Source organism: Bacteroidota bacterium, from assembly GCA_016699695.1.
Taxonomy (GTDB): Bacteria; Bacteroidota; Bacteroidia; order Bacteroidales; family UBA10428; genus UBA10428.
In genome coordinates this window covers 713,021-733,695 of sequence record CP065006.1, presented here as the reverse complement: position 1 = coordinate 733,695, position 20,675 = coordinate 713,021, and the positions used below count along the sequence as shown (strand labels likewise).

At 39.5% G+C, this 20,675-nt stretch carries 21 protein-coding genes and 1 tRNA gene; 14 read left to right on the top strand and 8 right to left on the bottom strand.

Going from position 1 to position 20,675, the window contains the following annotated elements; all coding sequences use genetic code 11:
- Positions 1-5 precede the first annotated feature (5 nt).
- From IPM71_03015 to IPM71_03005, 3 genes are all read right to left on the bottom strand, one after another.
- Positions 6-746, bottom strand: coding sequence for an iron-containing redox enzyme family protein (locus IPM71_03015; GenBank protein QQS51713.1), 741 nt, complete (start codon positions 744-746; stop codon positions 6-8).
- Positions 747-756: 10 nt separating this feature from the next.
- The gene (locus tag IPM71_03010; GenBank protein ID QQS51712.1) at positions 757-1,833 is read right to left on the bottom strand and encodes a fatty acid desaturase; all 1,077 of its coding nucleotides are present in this window, start codon (positions 1,831-1,833) and stop codon (positions 757-759) included.
- 77 nt (positions 1,834-1,910) lie between these two features.
- Entirely contained in the window at positions 1,911-2,675 is a 765-nt protein-coding gene (locus IPM71_03005) for a DUF3108 domain-containing protein (protein ID QQS51711.1), read from the bottom strand.
- A 198-nt stretch (positions 2,676-2,873) separates the two neighbouring features.
- Between IPM71_03005 and IPM71_03000 the strand changes: the two genes are divergently transcribed.
- Positions 2,874-3,581: a Crp/Fnr family transcriptional regulator gene (locus IPM71_03000; GenBank protein QQS51710.1), complete on the top strand. Its 708-nt coding sequence runs from the start codon at positions 2,874-2,876 to the stop codon at positions 3,579-3,581.
- A 14-nt stretch (positions 3,582-3,595) separates the two neighbouring features.
- Here the strand turns inward: IPM71_03000 and IPM71_02995 are convergent, their stop codons facing one another.
- On the bottom strand, positions 3,596-4,078 hold the full coding sequence (locus IPM71_02995) for an Lrp/AsnC ligand binding domain-containing protein (protein ID QQS51709.1): 483 nt from the start codon (positions 4,076-4,078) through the stop codon (positions 3,596-3,598).
- 219 nt (positions 4,079-4,297) lie between these two features.
- Between IPM71_02995 and asnB the strand changes: the two genes are divergently transcribed.
- The 4 genes from asnB to IPM71_02975 all read left to right on the top strand — a co-directional run bounded on the left by asnB (position 4,298) and on the right by IPM71_02975 (position 9,309).
- A complete protein-coding gene (gene asnB, locus IPM71_02990) occupies positions 4,298-5,965 on the top strand; it encodes an asparagine synthase B (protein ID QQS51708.1) in 1,668 nt (555 codons plus the stop codon).
- Between the two features lie 202 nt (positions 5,966-6,167).
- Positions 6,168-7,205, top strand: coding sequence for an aspartate--ammonia ligase (locus IPM71_02985; GenBank protein QQS51707.1), 1,038 nt, complete (start codon positions 6,168-6,170; stop codon positions 7,203-7,205).
- Between the two features lie 282 nt (positions 7,206-7,487).
- Entirely contained in the window at positions 7,488-8,783 is a 1,296-nt protein-coding gene (locus IPM71_02980) for an ammonium transporter (GenBank protein ID QQS51706.1), read from the top strand.
- Between the two features lie 181 nt (positions 8,784-8,964).
- The gene (locus tag IPM71_02975; protein ID QQS51705.1) at positions 8,965-9,309 is read left to right on the top strand and encodes a P-II family nitrogen regulator; all 345 of its coding nucleotides are present in this window, start codon (positions 8,965-8,967) and stop codon (positions 9,307-9,309) included.
- A gap of 132 nt (positions 9,310-9,441) precedes the next feature.
- Here the strand turns inward: IPM71_02975 and IPM71_02970 are convergent, their stop codons facing one another.
- On the bottom strand, positions 9,442-10,704 hold the full coding sequence (locus IPM71_02970) for a mechanosensitive ion channel (GenBank protein QQS51704.1): 1,263 nt from the start codon (positions 10,702-10,704) through the stop codon (positions 9,442-9,444).
- Between the two features lie 56 nt (positions 10,705-10,760).
- On the opposite strand from IPM71_02970, the gene IPM71_02965 reads away from it, so the two are divergent.
- Positions 10,761-12,041 carry a peptidase M64 gene (locus IPM71_02965; protein ID QQS51703.1) on the top strand — a complete coding sequence of 427 codons (1,281 nt, stop codon included), beginning with the start codon at positions 10,761-10,763 and terminating at the stop codon, positions 12,039-12,041.
- 54 nt (positions 12,042-12,095) lie between these two features.
- Here the strand turns inward: IPM71_02965 and IPM71_02960 are convergent, their stop codons facing one another.
- Together IPM71_02960 and IPM71_02955 are read right to left on the bottom strand one after the other, a co-directional pair.
- Positions 12,096-12,554, bottom strand: coding sequence for a peptidylprolyl isomerase (locus IPM71_02960; protein ID QQS51702.1), 459 nt, complete (start codon positions 12,552-12,554; stop codon positions 12,096-12,098).
- Positions 12,554-13,249: an FKBP-type peptidyl-prolyl cis-trans isomerase gene (locus tag IPM71_02955; GenBank protein ID QQS51701.1), complete on the bottom strand. Its 696-nt coding sequence runs from the start codon at positions 13,247-13,249 to the stop codon at positions 12,554-12,556. Before IPM71_02955 ends, IPM71_02960 begins: the two co-directional genes overlap by 1 nt.
- A gap of 192 nt (positions 13,250-13,441) precedes the next feature.
- Here IPM71_02955 and IPM71_02950 point away from each other — a divergent pair, with 192 nt between their 5' ends.
- The 5 genes from IPM71_02950 (at position 13,442) to IPM71_02930 (ending at position 16,327) form a co-directional block, all read left to right on the top strand.
- Positions 13,442-14,332 (top strand): hypothetical protein, encoded by an 891-nt coding sequence (locus tag IPM71_02950; GenBank protein QQS51700.1) that lies wholly within the window; start codon positions 13,442-13,444, stop codon positions 14,330-14,332.
- 63 nt (positions 14,333-14,395) lie between these two features.
- Positions 14,396-14,683 carry an ATP-dependent Clp protease adaptor ClpS gene (locus tag IPM71_02945; protein ID QQS51699.1) on the top strand — a complete coding sequence of 96 codons (288 nt, stop codon included), beginning with the start codon at positions 14,396-14,398 and terminating at the stop codon, positions 14,681-14,683.
- Between the two features lie 2 nt (positions 14,684-14,685).
- Positions 14,686-15,150: an NfeD family protein gene (locus tag IPM71_02940; GenBank protein QQS51698.1), complete on the top strand. Its 465-nt coding sequence runs from the start codon at positions 14,686-14,688 to the stop codon at positions 15,148-15,150.
- Between the two features lie 8 nt (positions 15,151-15,158).
- Complete coding sequence (gene floA / locus IPM71_02935; GenBank protein ID QQS51697.1) at positions 15,159-16,154, top strand: flotillin-like protein FloA; 996 nt, start codon at positions 15,159-15,161, stop codon at positions 16,152-16,154.
- Positions 16,155-16,240: 86 nt separating this feature from the next.
- Positions 16,241-16,327: transfer RNA gene (locus IPM71_02930), tRNA-Ser, on the top strand.
- A 109-nt stretch (positions 16,328-16,436) separates the two neighbouring features.
- On the opposite strand, the gene IPM71_02925 is transcribed toward IPM71_02930, so the two are convergent.
- Complete coding sequence (locus IPM71_02925; protein ID QQS51696.1) at positions 16,437-17,249, bottom strand: LytTR family transcriptional regulator; 813 nt, start codon at positions 17,247-17,249, stop codon at positions 16,437-16,439.
- A gap of 321 nt (positions 17,250-17,570) precedes the next feature.
- Here IPM71_02925 and IPM71_02920 point away from each other — a divergent pair, with 321 nt between their 5' ends.
- The 3 genes from IPM71_02920 to IPM71_02910 all read left to right on the top strand — a co-directional run bounded on the left by IPM71_02920 (position 17,571) and on the right by IPM71_02910 (position 20,234).
- A complete protein-coding gene (locus IPM71_02920) occupies positions 17,571-18,095 on the top strand; it encodes a hypothetical protein (protein ID QQS51695.1) in 525 nt (174 codons plus the stop codon).
- Positions 18,096-18,226: 131 nt separating this feature from the next.
- Entirely contained in the window at positions 18,227-18,850 is a 624-nt protein-coding gene (locus IPM71_02915) for a cysteine hydrolase (protein QQS51694.1), read from the top strand.
- 358 nt (positions 18,851-19,208) lie between these two features.
- Positions 19,209-20,234 carry a methyltransferase domain-containing protein gene (locus IPM71_02910; GenBank protein ID QQS51693.1) on the top strand — a complete coding sequence of 342 codons (1,026 nt, stop codon included), beginning with the start codon at positions 19,209-19,211 and terminating at the stop codon, positions 20,232-20,234.
- Positions 20,235-20,675: the final 441 nt, after the last annotated feature.

The window sequence follows — 20,675 nt, the reverse complement described above, 5'->3', positions numbered from 1 at the left end:
AAAGATTAAGTAGCGATCTGGTTCAATATTGCGTATGCACTTTTCTTTCCTTCGGTAAGGATTTTATATTCTCTGATTACTCCTGTGAGCATTTTATGTGTGAGTTCAAGGCTGGTTTGAGTGACTTCTCGTATGTTTTCCCAATGTTCGGGTGTGGTGCAAATACGCTTAAGAATTTTTTGCATGTCGGCCCCATGTTTCTTGTCAATTTCCATATGCTGAATGTAAAAAGTCATTTGCTTGTCGGTTAAGGACATGTTGCTTTTTAGTATTTGTATAAAGGGCAGGATATGGGCATACGGTTGTTCAATCCAGTAATGGTAACCAAGACTCTTATAAGGTTCGGATCCAGTAGAAAGATGCCTTACGTAGGCTACGAGTACTTCGGTTTCGGGAAGTGGAGGAGGCATATTCGAAAAGTCTTTTTTCAGCGAAACGCCTAAGGCAAGCAGATCTTTGGCCGCCATTAGTTCATGCCCGGTTTCTTCCATGGCATGTTCAAAGAAATGGTGCATCAGCCAGGTTTCCTTGTTGGAAGTATTGGCACCTGCCAACCCCAGGTTGCGTGCTGCATAATAGGCATAATGATATACCTGGCACATGTACAAAGCATAAACACGTTTGTCCTTCCCCATAAATGTTTCAATAAACTCTTTTGCTTCTGTTGATGCAAAAATCTGTTGCCATACATGCGCAATGAGTAAATCGAGCTTTTCTAGTTCTGTGTTGGCCTGGTTCGCATTCATAACCTTTATTTTATGTTGTTTGTTCTGCTAAAGATGAGTTACCCATTTTTTTTAAAAAGCGGAAATGCTCAACGATTGCCATTTTTAAAGGTAATTTTTTATAGGGCATATTATAATCGCGAGCAGTTATTTCCAGAATATGACTAAGTTCTGGTAAGTGAATGTGGGCTAACTTCGGGTAAATATGATGCAGCACGTTGGTGTTTAATCCACCGAGCAAAAAATTTAGCAGCCTGCTCTTCGGGGCAATATCTACTGTGGTAAGTAGCTGGTGTTCGGCCCAGCTATAAGGTTGGCAATCAGAAGTAGGCTTGCGGAAAAACCTTGTTCCGCCTATAAAATGCGAAGGCAGCAGAACAAGCGCAATGCACAAGCCTAAGAGGCCATGCATGGCAAAAAAACCAGCAAACACCTGTGGTAGCGTTAGAGGTAAAATCTGCCACGGCAGGATAATCATGTAAAAGAGGTAGCCGAGTTTGGTTGAAATTAAAATTAACCACTGCAAAAAATATTCTTTACCTCCAATTTTTTCAGGATTCCGGTAAAGGACCTTTAGGTCGAACACAAATATTAACACCAAAGAAAGCAGGCAATAAAGGGGAATAATATACAAATGCTGAAAACGATAGTGCCAAAGCAATTTAGTATGTGGTGAAACACGAAATAACGGGGTAGTATCAATATCAGGATCGAGGCTGTGGATATTAGTATAGCGATGATGCCCAATGTTGTGTTTCAGATACCACGAATAACGGTTGCCGCCTAAAAGGTTAAACACCCACGAAAGGGCATTATTAATTTTTTTGTTTCTCGAAATAGCCTGATGCACCGCATCATGGCCAATATTAAAGATTACAAATAAAGAAGTAAGTGCGTGTAAAAGGAATAAGAAAATAAGTTCCGAAATTGAGTCAGGCAAAAGGTACAAGGCTGTGAGGCTAAAGCTCCAGGCTGTTAGGGCAAGTGTTATTTTGAAGTACATTGCCCGATTACCATATTTTACCTGATCTTTTTGAGTAAAAAACCTTTCGATGCGGCGGTTTAGTTCATGCTGAAAACCATTTTGGGTCGATTGGTAAAAAGGCATTTTCGGTGGTAATAATGAAAAGGGAAGGTATAAAATACCCGCCAGACCGCCAAAAACCAACATTTTTCAATAAATACTTATTTTTTTGGCAACACATATTTTTCAAGCTCGGCAGTAAAAGTAGCTATTTTCATTCTTGCCTCGAATTTCACCGGAATCAAACTTTTATTCGCTGTAACCCAGATCGTCATATCGTTTGTGGTTTTAAAGTAGCGACTTACCATAGTTTGCGGAAAAAACTTGTAGCAGGTAACCGTTCCGTAAGTTGTCTTCACAACCTCTTTGCCTCCGTACCTTATGTTTAAACCCCATGTAGTATCTACAAAAAAAGTGTTTAAATGAATAAAACTATTCTCCACAAGCTCCGGATTGATATAATTTTTTCTGAACTGAAAAAAGGCAACCAAAATATCATAAGCATCCTTTGCAATCACCAGAGTATCTTTAGTCTTCAAAATTGCCAGCACCGAATCTTTCCGGGCAATACGGTTATAGTTCACAAGGTCATAATCGGTATGGTTACCTTCGCGAATTCTTCTGCTGCTTTTTATGGCATGTCCATTGGCAGTATCCATACACGCATCAAACATGTAATGTACATCCTTTACAATGGTAACCATTCCTGAGCTGCGTGCATTGCAAATAATGTAGGCCGGACAATTCATGGTGTCATCTCTGAATTCAATATCAAGTTTACCTACATTAAATGCACCTGCCTTGAGGTTGTATTCCATGCGTTCACCCGTATAATCTGGCACTTTTAAATTTTTGGTTTGAGAAAAAGCCAGAATATATAGCGGAAGGATAAAAAGCGAAAAGAATGCAAGCTTAAGAAATGTCATGTGGTTTTTAAGATTTGAATTGGCGGTAAAAGTAGAAATATGTTCTTAGCTCGGTAAATATTTAGTATTATTTAATTATTAATACTGATACAAAACACCAATACTAACGAGATTGCGGGGATGAGTCGAAGCCATTTGGTAAATCATAAAACCGGAATTCTTTCGCATTATAATTTGAATAAAATAGTGCAGATTGAAATGAAGAATTTTGTATATTTATTAATTACTGCAAATCAAATAGATAAAGGCGTGGTAACTGCAATTAAAGAGTTGAGCCTACTCAAGCTTTGCGAGGAGGTAGCCAATCCACAACAGCTTAAAATAGTTCAGAAAGGTTCTTTTCTAAAAGAAGAGGAGCAAAATAATCGATTGGTGTATATTGTTAAATCGGGATTGTTTCGCATCGGGGTCGAATACCAGCAATCTACTCTTCCCTTAAGCTACATAATACCGGGCGAAAGTGTTGGATTAATGGGTCTTCTGCAAGCAATAAATCGCCCTTGTTATTTTGAAGCTGTAATCAGATCTGAGGTTTATTATTTGGACTATTCTCACATAAAAGATTTGATTGTACTGGAGCCTGAACTAGCTCTGGCAATAAAGAAGCATCAGAGTCGGTTAATTATCGTTTTAATGGAAAGGATAAAATCACTTGTTTTTTACTCTCCTTTTCAAAGGCTTGTAAGCTGGATTGCAGAGTATAATAGGAATAAGACGTTTAAAGAAATGCGCTTATGGGCATTGCTTACTGCTGACGATATGGCTGCCTATTGCCATATGGAAACAAGCGAATTTCTCGGATATCTAAATGAATTATCCCGATTAGGAGCTATCACAATAGAAAAACACGACTGCCACGTAAACGATTGGGGGAAACTGAACCAATTTCTCCAAACAACCAAGTGAAGATCTAATTCTGCTTATTGTTCTCTTTCAAGAGAAGGTATATGCCTGTCGGCAAGTACTTCCAGCGAAATAAATGTTTCGGTACGCATAATGCCTGGTATAGCCTGTATTTTGTCAGCAAGCACCTTACGCAAATGCTCGTTGTCTTTTGTATATACCTTCAGGAACATCGAATATTGTCCTGTAGTATAATGACACTGCACAATTTCAGGAATTCTTAAAAGGCGCGAAGATACATCGTTGAACATGGCCGCATTATCTAAAAAAATACCAATGTATGCGCAGGTATTGTACCCCAGTTTTTTAGGGTTTACAGTGAACTGAGAACCATTAATAATACCCAGCTTCGACAGGCGTTGTACCCGCTGATGAATAGCAGCACCCGAAACATTGCATTCTCGGGCTACTTCGAGAAAAGGAATACGCGCATTCTTGGTGAGTATGTTCAGAATCTTCTCATCGAGTTCATCAATCTGATAAATATGATCGCTTTTCATGATACTATTGATATAATTGTAAACGGATATATCGATTATGTTATAAAAATGTAAGCAAAGTTAAAAGAAAAACGTTAAATGGATACTATATTCTTGTAGTTTTCTTTAAAATTATTATATTTGTTCATCTATTTTTCAATTTGTAAGTATATTTCTTGTATTGGTTTCTTTTAGTGTTTATTTTGAGGTAAATATTTATATATTTTAACAATAATTGATATGTGTGGAATAATTGGGGTTTTCGATCTGAAAACAGACTCAGCAAATTTACGTGAACAAGTACTCATACAGGCCAAAAGGCTTCGACATCGTGGCCCCGATTGGTCGGGCATTTATTGCGGGCAGAAATCCATACTTGCTCACGAGCGGCTGTCGATTGTGGATCCTCAATCGGGCAATCAACCACTTTTTAGCAAAGATCGCAAGCATATACTGGCTGTGAATGGCGAAATTTACAATTATAAAACCCTTAAAAAACAGACCGAAGATGTGTATGAGTTTCAGACTAACTCCGATTGTGAAGTCATTCTCTCCTTGTACAAAAAGAAAGGGATCGATTTTCTTGAGGATCTGAATGGAATCTTTGCTTTTGCCTTGTACGACGAAATTGAAGATTCTTACCTGATAGCCCGTGATCATATTGGGATAATTCCACTGTATATGGGTTGGGACAAGCTGGGGAATTTCTACGTCTCGTCTGAACTGAAGGGTCTTGAAGGATATTGCAACCACATCGAAGAGTTTAAGCCCGGGCATTATTTATACAGCAAAGAGGGTGTGATTAAAAAGTGGTATAACCGCAGTTGGTCTGAATATGATGCGGTGAAGGATAACAAAACCAGTATTGAAGAAATCCGTCAGGCACTTGAAAGTGCTGTTCACCGGCAACTTATGTCCGATGTGCCCTATGGGGTATTGCTTTCAGGCGGACTCGATTCTTCCGTTACTTCAGCCCTGGCAAAAAAGTATTCCCAAAAAGATGTGAGCGAAGGAGTAGGGCACAGCATGTGGTGGCCACAACTGCATTCATTTGCAATTGGTTTGGTAGGTTCGCCTGACCTGGCAGCAGCACGAAAAGTGGCCGATGCCATTGGAACGGTGCATCATGAAGTGAATTTTACCGTTCAGGAAGGTTTGGATGCCTTAAAAGATGTAATCTATCACATCGAAACTTACGATGTAACCACCATTCGGGCCTCTACGCCCATGTACCTTCTTGCCAGGGTAATTAAGTCCATGGGAATAAAAATGGTGCTCTCAGGCGAAGGTGCCGACGAGCTATTTGGTGGATACCTCTATTTTCACAAGGCGCCCAATGCCAAGGCTTTTCACGAAGAAACGGTGCGCAAACTTGGAAAACTAAATCTATACGATTGTTTGCGGGCAAACAAAACACTAGCGGCCTGGGGTGTTGAAGGCAGAGTTCCATTTCTCGATAAAGAGTTTATGGATGTGGCCATGCAAATAAATCCCGATGATAAAATGATTAAAAACGGACGTATCGAAAAATGGGTCGTACGAAAGGCTTTCGAAGATTATTTGCCCGAAAGTGTCGTGTGGAGACAAAAAGAACAATTTTCCGATGGAGTTGGATATGGTTGGATTGATTCATTGAAAGAAGTAACAAGTAAATTGGTATCCGATCAGCAAATGGAGAATGCCAAATACCGTTTTCCTATCAATACTCCAAAAACCAAAGAAGAATATTATTACCGCTCTATTTTCAGCGAACATTTTCCATCCGATTCTGCAGCACAATGTGTACCTTCCGTACCTTCCATTGCCTGCAGCACTCCCGAGGCACTCGAATGGGATGCATCTTTTAAAAACAATGCCGACCCTTCTGGCCGATCCATGAAAAGTGTTCATCTGGAGGCTTATGAATAGAATTGTTGTAAAAAGAGTTTATTTCAAAACGCCCAAAAAATTGGGCGTTTTTTTATTTTATTAAGTCCTTACACTTTTTGTCATTCAGCATTTTAATTATTTTTAAATTCTAAGGCTAAAATGTTTGCCGCGCTCCAAAAAAGACAAAAAAGCATTAGCTTGCGGTTATTAAACTACTAATACATTTTCAAAAGTAACAATAATGCAAAACCTGATTCTTCCCAAAGCTTATAAGAGTTTGCTCACTCTCAAAGAAACCGAATTAGCCATTAAACTTGTTAAAGACACTTTTCAGGACAATTTGTCGACCGAGCTCAGATTGCGCAGGGTAACAGCACCCCTTTTTGTGTTAAAAGGCACCGGTATTAACGATGACTTGAATGGGGTGGAACGAAAAGTAACTTTTCCCATTAAGGTTCTTCAGGATCAACCTGCCGAAGTGGTTAACTCGCTGGCCAAATGGAAACGGTTGGCCCTTGCAGATTATGAGATTGAACAAGGCTATGGGATATATACCGATATGAATGCCATCAGGCCAGACGAAGACCTCGATAATCTTCATTCACTGTATGTAGATCAGTGGGATTGGGAAAAAGTAATTACAACTTCTGACCGAACGGTAGATTATCTGCGCAGCATTGTTCGACGAATTTACGAGGTTCTTAAGCGAACAGAATTTGTAGTTTTCGAAAACTACCCCCAAATAAAACCCTCTCTTCCCGATGAGATTACATTTATTCACTCCGAGGAGTTGTTGAAATTGTATCCTGACTTAACGCCAAAGGAGCGCGAAACAGAGTTTACAAGAAAGCATGGAGCCGTATTTGTTATTGGTATTGGGGCAAAGCTTAGCAATGGCGAAGCACATGATGGCCGGGCTCCTGATTACGACGATTGGACAAGTCCTGGTGAAAGTGGTTTACCTGGTCTTAATGGCGACATCCTACTCTGGAACCCTATTCTTGAATTAGCCTATGAACTTTCCTCAATGGGCATAAGGGTCGACCAACAGGCATTGAATAAGCAGCTTGAGATTGCCGGTGAAACCAAGCGAAAGGAATTGTTGTTTCATAAACGCCTTCTCAACGATGAATTACCCTTATCGGTGGGTGGTGGTATCGGACAATCGCGTTTATGTATGTTTTTATTGCGAAAAGCGCACATAGGGGAAGTGCAATCGAGCATTTGGCCGGATGAACAGCGAAAGGCCTGTGAAGAAAACGGCATTCAGTTTATCTAAGGCAAACTGTTGCATACAAAGTGTCTATTTGTTAATAAGCACCTTTTTTATATTAACCCTCTGCGAAAAGCAGGGGGTTTTTTATAAATAGTATTCAATACCCCCAAAAAATACAGATATGTAAGTAAAAAAATACATAATAATTAACTTTCACTATTAAATAAATATGGGTTAATATGTGTAAAAAGCATAAAAAATGACTTCGTATATTAAAATATTTATATATTTGTCGCATAAAAACTAAAAATTTATAAGCAAACATTAATCAATAACAGGGGATTTATGAAAAAATTAAACTTTAAACTTTTAGCAGTTCTTTTTATCCTGCTATTTTTCGGATCAAATGCATTGTTTGCATCCGAAGGAGCGGCAGTGGACACCGGAGTTACTTCCTGGATGCTCACTTCCACCGCGCTGGTACTTTTAATGGTTCCTGGGCTGGCCATGTTTTATGGTGGCCTTGTACGTACGAAAAACGTGTTGGGCACCATGATGCACAGTTTTGTAGCCATGGGTGTGATGGCAGTCTTATGGGTAATTTTAGGCTATTCCATGAGTTTTGGTGGCAATGTGCTCGGAGGATGGTTTGGATGGAACAAAGACTATTTCTTTCTGAACGGAATTGATGAAAGCATTATGGGTTCTGGAGTTCCGGAATATGTATTTTCAATGTTTCAGGGCAAGTTTGCCATTATCACTCCTGCCCTCATTGCGGGTGCTTTTGCGGAAAGGGTAACATTTAAAGGATATGTAATTTTTATAGCCGTTTGGGGAATCATAGTATACAATCCGCTTTGCCATTGGGTATGGGCCGAAGGAGGTTTCCTTTTCAAAATGGGAGCCATTGACTTTGCAGGTGGAACCGTGGTGCATATTTCAGCTGGCGTGAGCGGATTGGTAGCAGCCTTGTATCTGGGTGGGCGTCGTGGACATCCGAAAGCTGCCATAGCACCCAGTAACCTGGCAATGACCATGATGGGTGCAGGTTTATTATGGGTAGGCTGGTTTGGATTTAATGCAGGCAGCTCAATAAGCAGTGGACTTGCTACTGCACAGGCTCTTACTGCCACACAAGCCGCTGCTGCTGCCGGAGCAATCACCTGGATGCTTATCGAAGGTTTTCATCAGGGAAAATCTACTGCCCTTGGTTTTGCTTCTGGAATTCTAGCAGGTTTGGTAGCCGTTACCCCAGCTGCAGGAGTTGTACAACCAATAGGTGCCCTTGCCCTTGGTGTATTGGCTTCTTTAGCCTGTTACATGTTCATTATTCTAAAAGATAAATTTGGTTACGACGATAGTCTCGATGCTTTTGGTTTGCATGGCATTGGTGGAATTGTTGGTGCAATCTTTCTGGTTTTCTTTATGCGCGGCGATCATACTGCTGGCGAAATAACCTCCCAGTTGGGAATTCAAGCTCTGGCTGTGGGTATTGCCATTGCTTATGCTGCAGTACTTACACTGATAATTGTTTTTGTGATCGACAAAACCATTGGTCTGCGTTCGAAAGAAAAGGACGAAATGCAGGGCCTGGATGCCAGTTATCATGGTGAGCACGGATATGGTATGCTTAATTTGTAATGAAGTTTCGCTAAAATTATAACATAGATTAAAATTTAACTGCCAATGAAACATCCCCATAGTGCCTCTCTGCAAACGGGTTCACTAGCTCAACCAAGTCAGGCACAATCGAAAATTGATATGGGTGTTCCCCCGCAAAGCGGGGCAGGCTATACGACCATTAAAAATAAATTATAAACGTATGAAACTTATAACAGCTATTATAAACGAAACCAAACTTGATGCAGTGCGCGAGGCACTTATCGAAGCTGATATTACACGGATCACTGTTATGCGTGTGTCGGGTCATGGACAACAGCACCAGGAAGATATTTACCGCGGAAAAAAAGTTATCCCAAAGCTTATACCTAAGGTAAAGATAGAAATTGCTGTGAACGAGGCTTTTGTCGATATTACAGTCAATACTATTATTCAAACGGCAAAAAGCGGCAAAGAGGGTGAGGTTGGAGATGGTAAAATATTTATTACCAACCTCGAAGAATGCATCCGCATTCGCACCGAAGAGCGAGGCGGTATTGCAATTTAATCGAAACCTGAAACCTGTTCTATATAGGTTTGCTTTTTGCAAACCCCTTTTTAAACTGCATCAGCCTGAATTTAGACTGATGCAGTTTTTATACTATGCCAATAGGATTGAACCCTTAAATTGTTGGCTTTTCTATTTCTTCATGAAAGCCTCAAAATCGTGTCCCGAAGGATTCTGAAATACGTTTAATTCAAAAGTAGGTATGATAGACAGGATATGGTCGAAGATATCGGCCTGAATTCTTTCATAGCTGTCCCATTCAGTAACTTTGCAAAATACATAAATTTCAATGGGTATCCCTGTTTCTGTTGGTTGTAATTGTCTTACCAAAAGTGGCATATCCTGATGAATCATCGGATTATTTTTCAAATAAGCCTCCAGGTAGTATCGAAATGTACCCAGGTTGGTCATTCTTCTACCGTTTACGGCTAAAGACTCGTCAAACTTATTTTCAGCATTGTATTCGGCAATTTCTTTTGATTTATTTTGAATATAGTCTTCGAGAAGATTGATGCGCGAAAACTTATTTAGCATCTCGGGAGTGCAGAATTTTACACTTTTCATATCAATGGCAATATGGCGTTTTATGCGCCTGCCTCCTGATTCTACCATCCCCCGCCAGTTGCTAAACGATTCTGAAACAAGCGCGTAGGTAGGTATGGTGCTGATTGTTTTATCAGCGTTTCTTACTTTTACTGTGTTCAGAGTTACTTCTATCACATTGCCGTCGGCATTTCGGCTTGGCATGGTAATGTAATCGCCTATGCGTACCATATCGTTTGCCGAAAGTTGAATGCTTGCCACTAATCCAAGTATGGTGTCTTTAAAAACCAGCAATAGAATCGCAGCCATGGCACCCAAACCTGCAAACAGGGCGGTGGGTTTTTTATTCAGAATTATCGAAAGAATTAGAATGACTCCTATGAAGTAGATAATGATTTTTGCAATTTGAACATAACCCTTAATGTTGGGACGGTCTTTTGCAACATCCATGCTGAGGTAAATATGATGCATGGCACTGACCATGGCATCCAGTGCGAGAATAACCATGAGATTCATGTATATTTTCAGCACAGCATACCCCAAAAGCAAAGCCTTGTCGTAATCCTTCAGAATATATCCAATTGCAGAATAGATAATAATTGCCGGCACTAAATGGGCAAGCCTGTTGAACACTTTCTTTTCAAGTAAAATATCATCCCACATTGATTTGGTGCGCTTCGCCACCGATTGCAGAGCCTTTAAAACAAATTTTTTAATAATGATATGTGCTGTGTAAGCAAATAATATAAGTACAAGCAAACCAAAACCCACATTGATAAGGGGATAAAATTCTTCTGAAATGTTGGTATTTTTCAAATACGAACTTAAATCGAAAAGGTAATTGGTATTCATAATCGTAAAAAGTGTTAACTTAAATGGGTGGCAAATATATTATTTAAGAATTTTTTATGAATCGATTCGCACATATTTTTTTTCTCTTTATTGTTTGTCTTAGTCTAAAGGGACAGGAGTCTGTAAGGCCCGAGGAAACGAGCTCCATGGCTATACGCATGGATTATTCCATTACTGGCAACAAATTCCATGCACGAATAGAGGATGTATCTTTTGTTTATGAGGCAGGTATCGGCGAGTTATTAAAAAAAAATGGCGATTGTCCGGAATATGGGAAGTACAAGGTAGAGGTGCATGATGCAGCTACAGGCAGGATACTTTATTCGCATAGTTTTTCCGATTTGTTTCAGGAATGGCAGTTAACTGAAGAAGCCAACAGCATGGAAAATAGCTTTCGCAATAGCCTGCGCTTTCCTTCATGCGCAGATAGTTTTACAGTGAAGCTTTTTCGCCGCGACACCAATCTTGTGTTTAACGAGTTTTATAGCCAGACACTGGAGAAATCTTCAGTGAAATATGAACCTGAATATAGCTTTAATCGAATCGACAGAGTTGTACACGACAAGGGTAACTTTCAGCATAAACTTGAGTTGGTGTTTGTGTCGGAAGGATATACTGAGCCGCAAAAAACTAAATTCTTTTCTGATGCAAACCGGTTTAAAGAGGTACTTTTCGATTGGGAACCCTACCGCAGCAATCAGGAGGGTATCAGGATCCGGGCGGTGTTTATTGAGTCGCCACAAGAAGGAGTCGATGTGCCATCAGAAAGTGTCTGGTGTCGAACTAATTTTAATAGCACCTTTGGCACCTTTTCCATAGATCGGTATCTTTCTGTTCCTGACATTTCCATGGTTTATAAGGCCTTGCATGGAATCTATTTCGATCGGGTGTGCATTTTAGTAAACTCGATGCGGTATGGGGGAGGCGGCATTTATAATTTTTACAACATCTTTACTGTCGATAACGATAAAAGTGCTTTTGTTTTTATCCACGAACTGGGGCATAGCTTTGCCGGATTGGCCGACGAATATTATTCTAGTGAGGTAAGTTACAGTGAGTTTATGCGCTTGGATATTGAACCTGTCGAACCAAATGTGACTACCCTTGTGAATTTCGATGCAAAATGGAAAAATCTGGTTGCCGACACCATACCTGTGCCAACGCCATTGATTGAAGAATACTACGATGCAATAGGTGCATTCGAGGGAGCCGTTTACCAGGCAAAGGGGATTTACAGGCCCTCGTTGGATTGCGCCATGAAATCATCAGAGTGCGACCATTTTTGCATGGTATGCAGGCAGATTATCGAACAAAAACTTAAATGTTTTTCTAAATAAAAAAAAGCTGCACCCATCTGGATACAGCTTTTTATCTCAATATAAACCAGGAATTTATTCCTCAATAATTTGTATTTTCTCAATCAAGTCACCGGCTTTGATGGAATCAATCACCTCAAGACCTTCGTACACCTTGCCAAAGCAGGTATGGTTGCGGTCGAGGTGGGCAGTGTTTTTGCGACTATGACAAATAAAAAACTGCGAGCCACCTGTGTTGCGTCCTGCATGAGCCATCGACAACACTCCGCGGTCGTGATATTGATTTTCGCCTGTAAGTTCGCAATCAATGGAATATCCTGGCCCGCCGGTTCCAACCCTGGGGTTGGAAACTTCTTTCGAGTAAGGACAGCCACCTTGTATCACAAAATCGGGTATTACCCTGTGAAAGCGTAAGCCGTTGTAATAGCCTTCCTTGGCCAGTTTTACAAAATTGTCTACTGTTTTTGGGGCATCCTTTTCGTAAAATTCAACCTTCATCTCGCCTTTGGCAGTAGTAATAATTGCTTTTTTCATTATTCGGCAGGTAAAATTTCGATTAATTCTACTTCAAAAACAAGCGTAGCATAAGGAGGAATTACTTGTCCGCTGCCACGGGGTCCATAAGCCAGTTCAAAAGGAATAGTCAATTCGTAAATAGATCCAACAGACATCAGCTGCAGACCTTCGGTCCAACCCGGAATAACCTGATTGAGGCCAAATTCAGCAGGTGTTCCGCGTTCTACAGAACTGTCAAACACAGTTCCATCGATAAGCTTACCGGTATAGTGTACTTTTACTTTGTCAGTGGCTGCTGGTTTTACGCCTGCACCTTCTTTAATCACGCGGTATTGTAATCCACTTTCGGTAACAGCCACACCCTCGTTGGCTTTATTTTTCTCCAGGAAATCGGTATTTTCTTTTTTAGCTTTTTCAGAAGCTTTTTCTTGCTCCGCCATTGAAAATTCTCTCAGGTAGTTTTGCATTTCTTCCATGGTGAAAAGTGTATCACCTTGTTTAAGTACATCGTAAATGCCTTTGGCAATAAGCTCTGGGCTGATTTGGTCTTTGCTCGGCAATTGCTCGAAACTGGCACCTACCGACATTCCTATCATGTAGCTAACGGTATCGAAATTGGTTTTTAGCTTGGCTTTTTGGCCTGGTTGCGACTGGCAAGAGAATGCAATTGCCACGAAAACTAATACAATGATTGATTTTAAAATGTGTTTCATAAAAATGTTGATTAATTATTTAATTTGTGTTTGTTTTAAATGCTTCAATGGTATTATTTGATACGATGGATTTTGGTTAGTTAGTATTTTAAGTCGGGCAAAGGTAAAATATTTTATTATCAATGGTATGTGTAAAACTCTTTTTTATGCGCACCCACTTTGTGTTTAATTTCGTAGTGTAATCAGATAGAAATGACAGCCATTTTGCCTATTGTTCGTTATTCCCTGTTTCTGTCTATGCTTCTTAGCCTGTTTTTTTTGGTCGAGTTGTCAGCTGAAAGTAAAGAAACCAATACTGCCTGGGGAAATACTTCATTTTTAATAAGGTATGCCGAATACGATAGTCTTCTCTCTCAGGCGCTCACATTGCAGCTACAATGCGATTCAATGCGCGATCAATTGTTGATTCAGAGGAATTTGTATTCAGCCTGCACTCAGACAGATGAACGTCAGAAATTAAAGTCCTCTATTCAGATTCTTGAATCTTCCATTCGCCGTTGTCAGGAGCAGGCAGACGAATTGTTCCAAAAATCACAAATCAATCAACCAGAGATGGCTTCGTCTGGCACCAAAGCCCCTACGCAGATAATTCTGCTTGAAATAAGTCGTCTTGTGAACAACACACTTTTTTACCAGTTTTTTCCTGTACACTTCCAGGAGGGTTCGGACACATCCTTTGCATTCAGAAGTAATTGGCAGAATAATTTTACACCGGAAACAGGAAACAGCTATTTTGTTGTCATGGAAAAGGCTCCTTATAGTGACAAAAGGCCCATACCTTCTTTGACAATTTTGCCAGAAGGCCTTGTTTACTGCATTCAATTGGGTGTTTATTCCAAATCGTTGGCCGCAGAGAGTTTTGGAGGTATGGTTCCATGTTGGCTTGAGCTGATGGAAGACAGCTCCAAACTCACCTATTTTACCGGACTTTTTTCCAGTTCGAAAGAGGCCCGAGAGGCCTTGATCACGGTAAAGGAAAGAGGATTTGAGGATGCATTCATATTGCCTTATATGAATGGGAATAAAATTTCGATTCAAGAGGCGAGGGAATACGAATTCAGCGAAAAAAATCTTATCCGTTAAGGTTGTTGTGAACTTAATTGCTATTTTTGTTAGCTGAGCAAAAAAGCGATCAAAATACAAAGTATGGCCGCAAACGAATTTCATACAAACCAGCCCGACTTAAAAGAAAAAGTTGATAGCGGTACGGGTCAAAAGAATTTTCTTGTGCTGCACAACGATGATTTTCACACCTTCGATTTTGTGATTGAGACACTGGTGAATGTCTGCGAGATGGATGAAATACAAGCAGAGCAATGTACTTATCTTATTCACTACAAAGGAAAGTGCGATGTAAAAAAAGGCAGTCACAATTTCCTGAAACCTTTTAAAGAGGCCTTAGTCGAGCGTGGACTTGAGGCTACAATCGAATAATTATGGCAATAAGCGTTATAATCATCCTTATACTCATTGGAATTGTATTGCTCCTTATAGAGTTTCTTGTTATTCCTGGTGTAACCATTGCTGGCATTGCAGGTACAGCTTTAATTATTGGTGGAGTAGTTTCAGGATATATTTTTCATGGCACACCCGATGGCCATTATATTATGCTGGCAACAACTGCTTTAATTGTAATCTTATTTGTGCTTGCATTTAAGACAAAAACATGGCAAAGAATGGGATTAAGCACAAGTATCGACAGTCATATCGAAACAGCTGGTTCCGATCAGTTTAAGGTGGGCGAAATTGGAAAAAGTATATCGCGCCTTGCGCCCATTGGCAAGGTGATGATACATGATATGATTATTGAAGCCCGATCGATGGGAGGGTACATCGATTCCAATGTCGATGTGGTGATTGTGCATACTGAAAAAAATAAAATATTTGTTGAACCTAAATAACTACTAAAATGGATGGAGCTGGACTTGGTCTTTATGTTTTAATTATTATTGCCATCATCACTGTGTTGTGGCTTTTCTTTTATTTTATTCCATTGGGATTATGGTTTAGTGCGGTGTTTGCACGTGTGTATGTTCCAATTGGTCAACTGATTGGAATGCGAATCCGTAAGGTTCCTCCCGGAATTATTCTCAACGCTTTGATCAACTCCTCCAAAGCAGGCTTAAAGCTGGTACGTGATGAGCTGGAGGCTCACTATCTTGCAGGTGGTAATGTGCAAATGGTTGTACGGGCGCTTATTTCCGCTGACAAAGCCAATATTACTTTGGATTTTAAAGCTGCAACTGCCATTGACCTGGCAGGGCGCGACGTACTTGAAGCTGTGAAAATGTCGGTAAACCCTAAAGTAATCGACACTCCTCCGGTAACGGCGGTTGCCAAAGATGGTATTCAGTTAATTTGTAAGGCAAGGGTTACTGTGCGTGCCAACATCAAACAATTGGTGGGTGGTGCCGGGGAAGATACAGTGTTGGCTCGTGTGGGTGAAGGAATTGTTTCGTCCATTGGTTCATCCCATTCGCACAAGGCAGTGCTTGAAAACCCCGACTCCATTTCGAGGGTTGTGCTGGATAAGGGATTAGATGCCGGAACTGCATTTGAAATACTTTCGATTGACATTGCTGATATCGATATAGGAAAAAACATTGGTGCTGTGCTTCAAATGGATCAGGCCAATGCCGATAAAAATATAGCCCAGGCCAAAGCCGAGGAGCGCAGAGCCATGGCCGTAGCACTCGAACAAGAGATGAAGGCGAAGGCTCAGGAAGCCCGTGCCAAAGTGATCGAAGCCGAAGCGGAGATTCCTAAAGCTATGGCTGAAGCTTTCCGTAGTGGTAACCTCGGTATAATGGATTATTATCGCCTGCGCAACATTGAGGCCGATACAAGCATGCGCGATTCCATTGCCGGCGGAAGTGGAAGTGGCGATAAAACTAAAAAGAAATAGATTCAGCTTTTTGCTAAATAATTTTTGGTAATACAAGCTGTTTTTTTACTTTTGCACACGCTTTGCAAAAAGCTGTGCATGCCCAAGGTGAGGTGGGTGAGTGGCTGAAACCACCAGTTTGCTAAACTGACGTACGGGTAACTGTACCGGGGGTTCGAATCCCCCCCTCACCGCAAGAGCCTGATAGAATACTATCGGGCTTTTTTTTTGCCGGAATAATTGTTTGCAATAAAAGTAGTGGATCGTTTTTTCAAGACCTGTACTTCGATAATACTGAGATTACTAGGCAGAAAAATCGGAGAATGAATCGATAATGCTCGAAATATAGGTTTTCGATACCGGTAGCGTAGGATTATTCGGAGCATTTAATTCGAGGTACAAACCATCTTTTTCTCGTTTCAGTATCTTCACCTTGTTAAAGTTTATTAGAAAGGATCGGTGGCAACGCACGATGTCAAAATTCTGAAGTTTAGGTTCCAGATTTTTTAGTGTGTTTCGCACCATGTATTTCGAAATCTTTTGATTGTGTATGTAATTAATCGATACATAATTGTCTGATGCCTCCAGAAAGAGCAAATCATCGAGCTGTATGGAAAGTTTTAGTTTTCCGTTCTCATCGTAAAACGGAATCATCTTATCGGAGGGAGTTTTATGCGTTGCTGCAGAGGATAGTAACTCCAGCTGTTTGGTTTTTTCTTTGTAGGCAAAATACAACCATAAAACAGTATATGGCAGCAGTAGAATGAGCGTGGTATTCTTCAAGGTTAAGAACGCTATGTCATAAAATTTGCGCGGATCGTGGAGTACGAATTTTCCGAGAATTGCATATACTGCAGCCATACTGATTATTTCGAGAAAAATCCAAACGCTGTACAAGGAATAGTTGATTTTTTGCCTGCGCCCGTAACGAACCATCAATATGCGACTTAGCACAATAACCAGCATGCCTGTAAGAATTACCATACTGGAATAAAATAGAAGCTGCAGTTCATTTACCTGAGGACCTACCTGTTTGGCCCAGCGGTCCATACCAAATGGAAAATAGATATTAATGAAGGCAAGCGCAAAGATACCCGTAAAAATAGTAGTTCTCACTACTATGCTTTTTTGTATTAAATAGCCTGGAATTTCCTTTTCCCAAATGAACATTTACGGGTTGCGTTGGTTCGAAGAGGAACAAAAATAAGGATTTATCGCATTAAACATATTTTTTACGATAATTTCTTTCTAATTCACGCATACTGATTTTGATTCATAGCTCTAAAATTGAATTTTAGTCAATTCTACCATTCAACCCAAATACGAAGATTTCATCCCCAAATGACATCCTTTACCCCAGAAGGGAATTTTTATACTTCAGGAAATTGACATTTATCATATTTCGTTCTTTTATTTGTATGAAAATCATTTTGCATTATGGGACAAAAATCCAGCCTTCAACTTAACCTCGAACATTCGTGGCAAAGAATGGAGAAAACCCTCCGTTCCAAAGGTTTTAATACCGTGTTAATTGACAGTGAAAGAAGTTTACGAAAGTTCATATACGATACCATTCCAGACAACAGTATTGTTGGATTAGGAGCCTCTGTTTCGAAAAGAGCTTTAACGATTCGCGATATTTTGCTTGAAAAAGGAAACATGGTTTATCTTAACTGGAATGGTTCGGCATACAACAGAAGCATGGATAGTTTCGATGAGAAGCCTCGCCCTGAGTTTTTTCTCACCCTTACCGATTCTATTACAGAAGACGGTTCTGTGCTTAGTGAAGACTATTCCCCGGATGCCGCCAATATTTACGACTTACCAGAACACATAATTGGCATTTTCATTCTTAAAAATGGAGTAACTCACGCTGATTATCGTGGGTTCTCATCGAATCAAACGGTATTTTCCAATCGCACCAAAACTTTCAAGCTTACCATTGCTTTACTGCATGCTTAATTGAATCTATTTTTTTCATGTGAAGGCCATGGGCAGAAAACACCACAACAATAGTGTATTAAACAGTTAGTTTTAATAATTATATTCGTATAGAAAGTTTCCTCATGCATGTTGAACAAAAATTGAATAACATGAATAGAATCCTATCCTTATCCGTTTTCGTGGTGATCTTCCAGTATTCTCTTTATTCCCAGGAAAAAAGCGATAGCTTTAAAACAGCCTTGTTGATAGTAGACATTCAGAATTTCTATTTTCCGGGTAATGGTCCTGGTTTGGTGAATGCTGAACAGGCCAGTTTGAATGCTAAGCAAATCCTGCATACCTTTAGAGAAAACAATCAATTGGTAGTGCATGTACGTCATCAATCAGAGATGGGAGCTGAAATTCATAAGAACGTCGAACCCATTTCCACTGAGAAAGTGATTACCAAGGAAGAAGTCAATAGTTTTCAGAATACCGAATTGCTGGACTATTTGAAAAGCAACCACATTCAGCGCCTTGTGGTAATTGGCATGCAAACGCACATGTGTTTGGAAGCTGCCGTGCGAGCAGCCCATGATTTTGGATTTGAGTGTGTGGTTGTACAGGATGCATGTGCCACACGCGACCTTAAATTTGCAGAGATAACAGTAAAAGCCAACGATGTGCATGCAAGTACCCTTGCCACAATTAAAAATGGCGCTTATGGAAAAGTAATCGACCTGAAGGATTTTATAGAAAACACGGAGAAATATCTATTCCAAGCGATAGAGTAAAAGGAATTTTCAACCACTAGCGAGGCTTTAGCTTGTGTTATAGGAATTCAATCGAATAGTTTAACTGTGTAAACTCTTAAAAAAACATTCAGAAAGCATCTGAATAGAAATATTTTTCGGAATTATCCGCAGGTATTCGGACAGTTTACTCAAATGCTAAATACACGGTTTTCGGATTTTTCTTTTTCATTGATCATTCCGGATATTTTCAATTACTTTGCGGTAGTTTTCTTTAAAGCTAGTGGATACAGCACTTTTTAAAATTATGACCTCATTATGCTGCCGGTTCTTTCCAGGTAGCATTAAAATATTCAAACCATTTTATTGATTAGACTTATATAAATTAAGGAGAAAATGTATGCAAAATATTCAGAAAGTTAATTGTCTGTTATGTAATAGTATAACAGAATTGAAGCATAATGCATTTCCCGGATATCAAGTAGGTATGCAGTTTGAAATCTATACTTGTAAGAATTGTAATACATCATTTTCATTGCCTCGTACGGATGCCGGCAAAATTTATGAAGTTATCTATCACAAAGGCGATGCCGTGCCTGGTTATAATCGTTATTGGGAATATTTTCGTACCGTGAAGAATCGCTCAAATCCATTGAACTATTTGGCTTTTTCTGAAGTTTCTTACTGGGGGATACAAAGTGCACTGAAACAGGTAGTGAAAAACAAACAATCCACCAGAATAATAGAAATAGGTTGTGGGTTAGGTTACTTAACCTATTCGTTAAGAAAAGATAACTATAATATTTACGGCTTAGATATTTCGCAAGAAGCAGTGAATCAGGCGAATGATAATTTTGGTGAATATTATATTTGTCAGGATTTATTCGAATATGCCAAAACGAATGTTAACTCGTATGATGTTGTAATTCTGACTGAAGTGATTGAGCATGTTGAAACTCCAATTGGTTTTCTTGAAACAATAATGAAAATACTTAAACCAAATGGGCAAATAATTCTAACTACACCAAACAAATCCCTTTTACCTTCAGATATTGTTTGGGACACAGACTTGCCTCCAGTACACTGCTGGTGGTTTAGCGAAGAATCGATGGTTTATATTGCAAAACAACTAAATGCAAATGCTTCGTTTATAAATTTTTCGAAATACTATAAAAGAAATTACCATCTGCACAAGGTGAACAAAATCAGAGAAAGTGGTTTACCGACTCCTATTTTTAATGAAAATTGGGAGTTGATTGTTAAATCGAAAAAACCGAAGAAAATCAAGGCCATCTATCAACAAATTATATTTAACATACCTTTTGTAAAAACTCTTTACATTAAAATGAAATGTTATTATAATCCCGATATTATTTCATGCGAAGAAAGAGGAATTAGCTTATGTGTAATATTTCAAAAAAAATAGTCTTTTTAATATATCATTAGGGCACCTTTTTTTTGCTTACTGGTATCAATTCGAATATTTCGAATGTGATTAACCTTCACAACTAGCATAATGGTGGTGGTGTGCATTGCAAATGCTTACCCGCTGGGTATCGAAATTGCTTAAAAGCATCCCATGCCTCTCTAATCCGCCAGTAAAAATTCTACATTACTAGATTGATTTTTTTTCAATTCTTATCTTGTGTTCTGGTCAAAATATTTTGTATTTTTCCTCTATAACATCACGATATGCCTCAATTCCTTAATCAAACTTTAAATTATTATGAGAAAAATAGCAAATCCAAATGGGAGTAATTCCTTCTGTGATTCTCTTGCAGCCATAGCTGTAAATGCATTTCACTTTCATTAAGTTGGCTTAATATCAAATTAATATGAGTCATTGATCAGGCAGGATTTCTCAATA

Coding starts and splice junctions, on each gene's coding strand:
- IPM71_02955 (QQS51701.1), bottom strand. CDS start 13,249: ATGAAACACATTTTAAAATCAATCATTGTATTAGTTTTCGTGGCAATT.
- IPM71_02950 (QQS51700.1), top strand. CDS start 13,442: ATGACAGCCATTTTGCCTATTGTTCGTTATTCCCTGTTTCTGTCTATG.
- IPM71_02970 (QQS51704.1), bottom strand. CDS start 10,704: ATGAATACCAATTACCTTTTCGATTTAAGTTCGTATTTGAAAAATACC.
- IPM71_02910 (QQS51693.1), top strand. CDS start 19,209: ATGCAAAATATTCAGAAAGTTAATTGTCTGTTATGTAATAGTATAACA.
- IPM71_03000 (QQS51710.1), top strand. CDS start 2,874: ATGAAGAATTTTGTATATTTATTAATTACTGCAAATCAAATAGATAAA.
- IPM71_03005 (QQS51711.1), bottom strand. CDS start 2,675: ATGACATTTCTTAAGCTTGCATTCTTTTCGCTTTTTATCCTTCCGCTA.
- IPM71_02940 (QQS51698.1), top strand. CDS start 14,686: ATGGCAATAAGCGTTATAATCATCCTTATACTCATTGGAATTGTATTG.
- IPM71_02985 (QQS51707.1), top strand. CDS start 6,168: ATGCAAAACCTGATTCTTCCCAAAGCTTATAAGAGTTTGCTCACTCTC.
- IPM71_02975 (QQS51705.1), top strand. CDS start 8,965: ATGAAACTTATAACAGCTATTATAAACGAAACCAAACTTGATGCAGTG.
- IPM71_02915 (QQS51694.1), top strand. CDS start 18,227: ATGAATAGAATCCTATCCTTATCCGTTTTCGTGGTGATCTTCCAGTAT.
- IPM71_02920 (QQS51695.1), top strand. CDS start 17,571: ATGGGACAAAAATCCAGCCTTCAACTTAACCTCGAACATTCGTGGCAA.
- IPM71_02965 (QQS51703.1), top strand. CDS start 10,761: ATGAATCGATTCGCACATATTTTTTTTCTCTTTATTGTTTGTCTTAGT.
- IPM71_03010 (QQS51712.1), bottom strand. CDS start 1,833: ATGCCTTTTTACCAATCGACCCAAAATGGTTTTCAGCATGAACTAAAC.
- IPM71_02945 (QQS51699.1), top strand. CDS start 14,396: ATGGCCGCAAACGAATTTCATACAAACCAGCCCGACTTAAAAGAAAAA.
- IPM71_02995 (QQS51709.1), bottom strand. CDS start 4,078: ATGAAAAGCGATCATATTTATCAGATTGATGAACTCGATGAGAAGATT.
- IPM71_03015 (QQS51713.1), bottom strand. CDS start 746: ATGAATGCGAACCAGGCCAACACAGAACTAGAAAAGCTCGATTTACTC.
- asnB (QQS51708.1), top strand. CDS start 4,298: ATGTGTGGAATAATTGGGGTTTTCGATCTGAAAACAGACTCAGCAAAT.
- IPM71_02980 (QQS51706.1), top strand. CDS start 7,488: ATGAAAAAATTAAACTTTAAACTTTTAGCAGTTCTTTTTATCCTGCTA.
- IPM71_02960 (QQS51702.1), bottom strand. CDS start 12,554: ATGAAAAAAGCAATTATTACTACTGCCAAAGGCGAGATGAAGGTTGAA.
- floA (QQS51697.1), top strand. CDS start 15,159: ATGGATGGAGCTGGACTTGGTCTTTATGTTTTAATTATTATTGCCATC.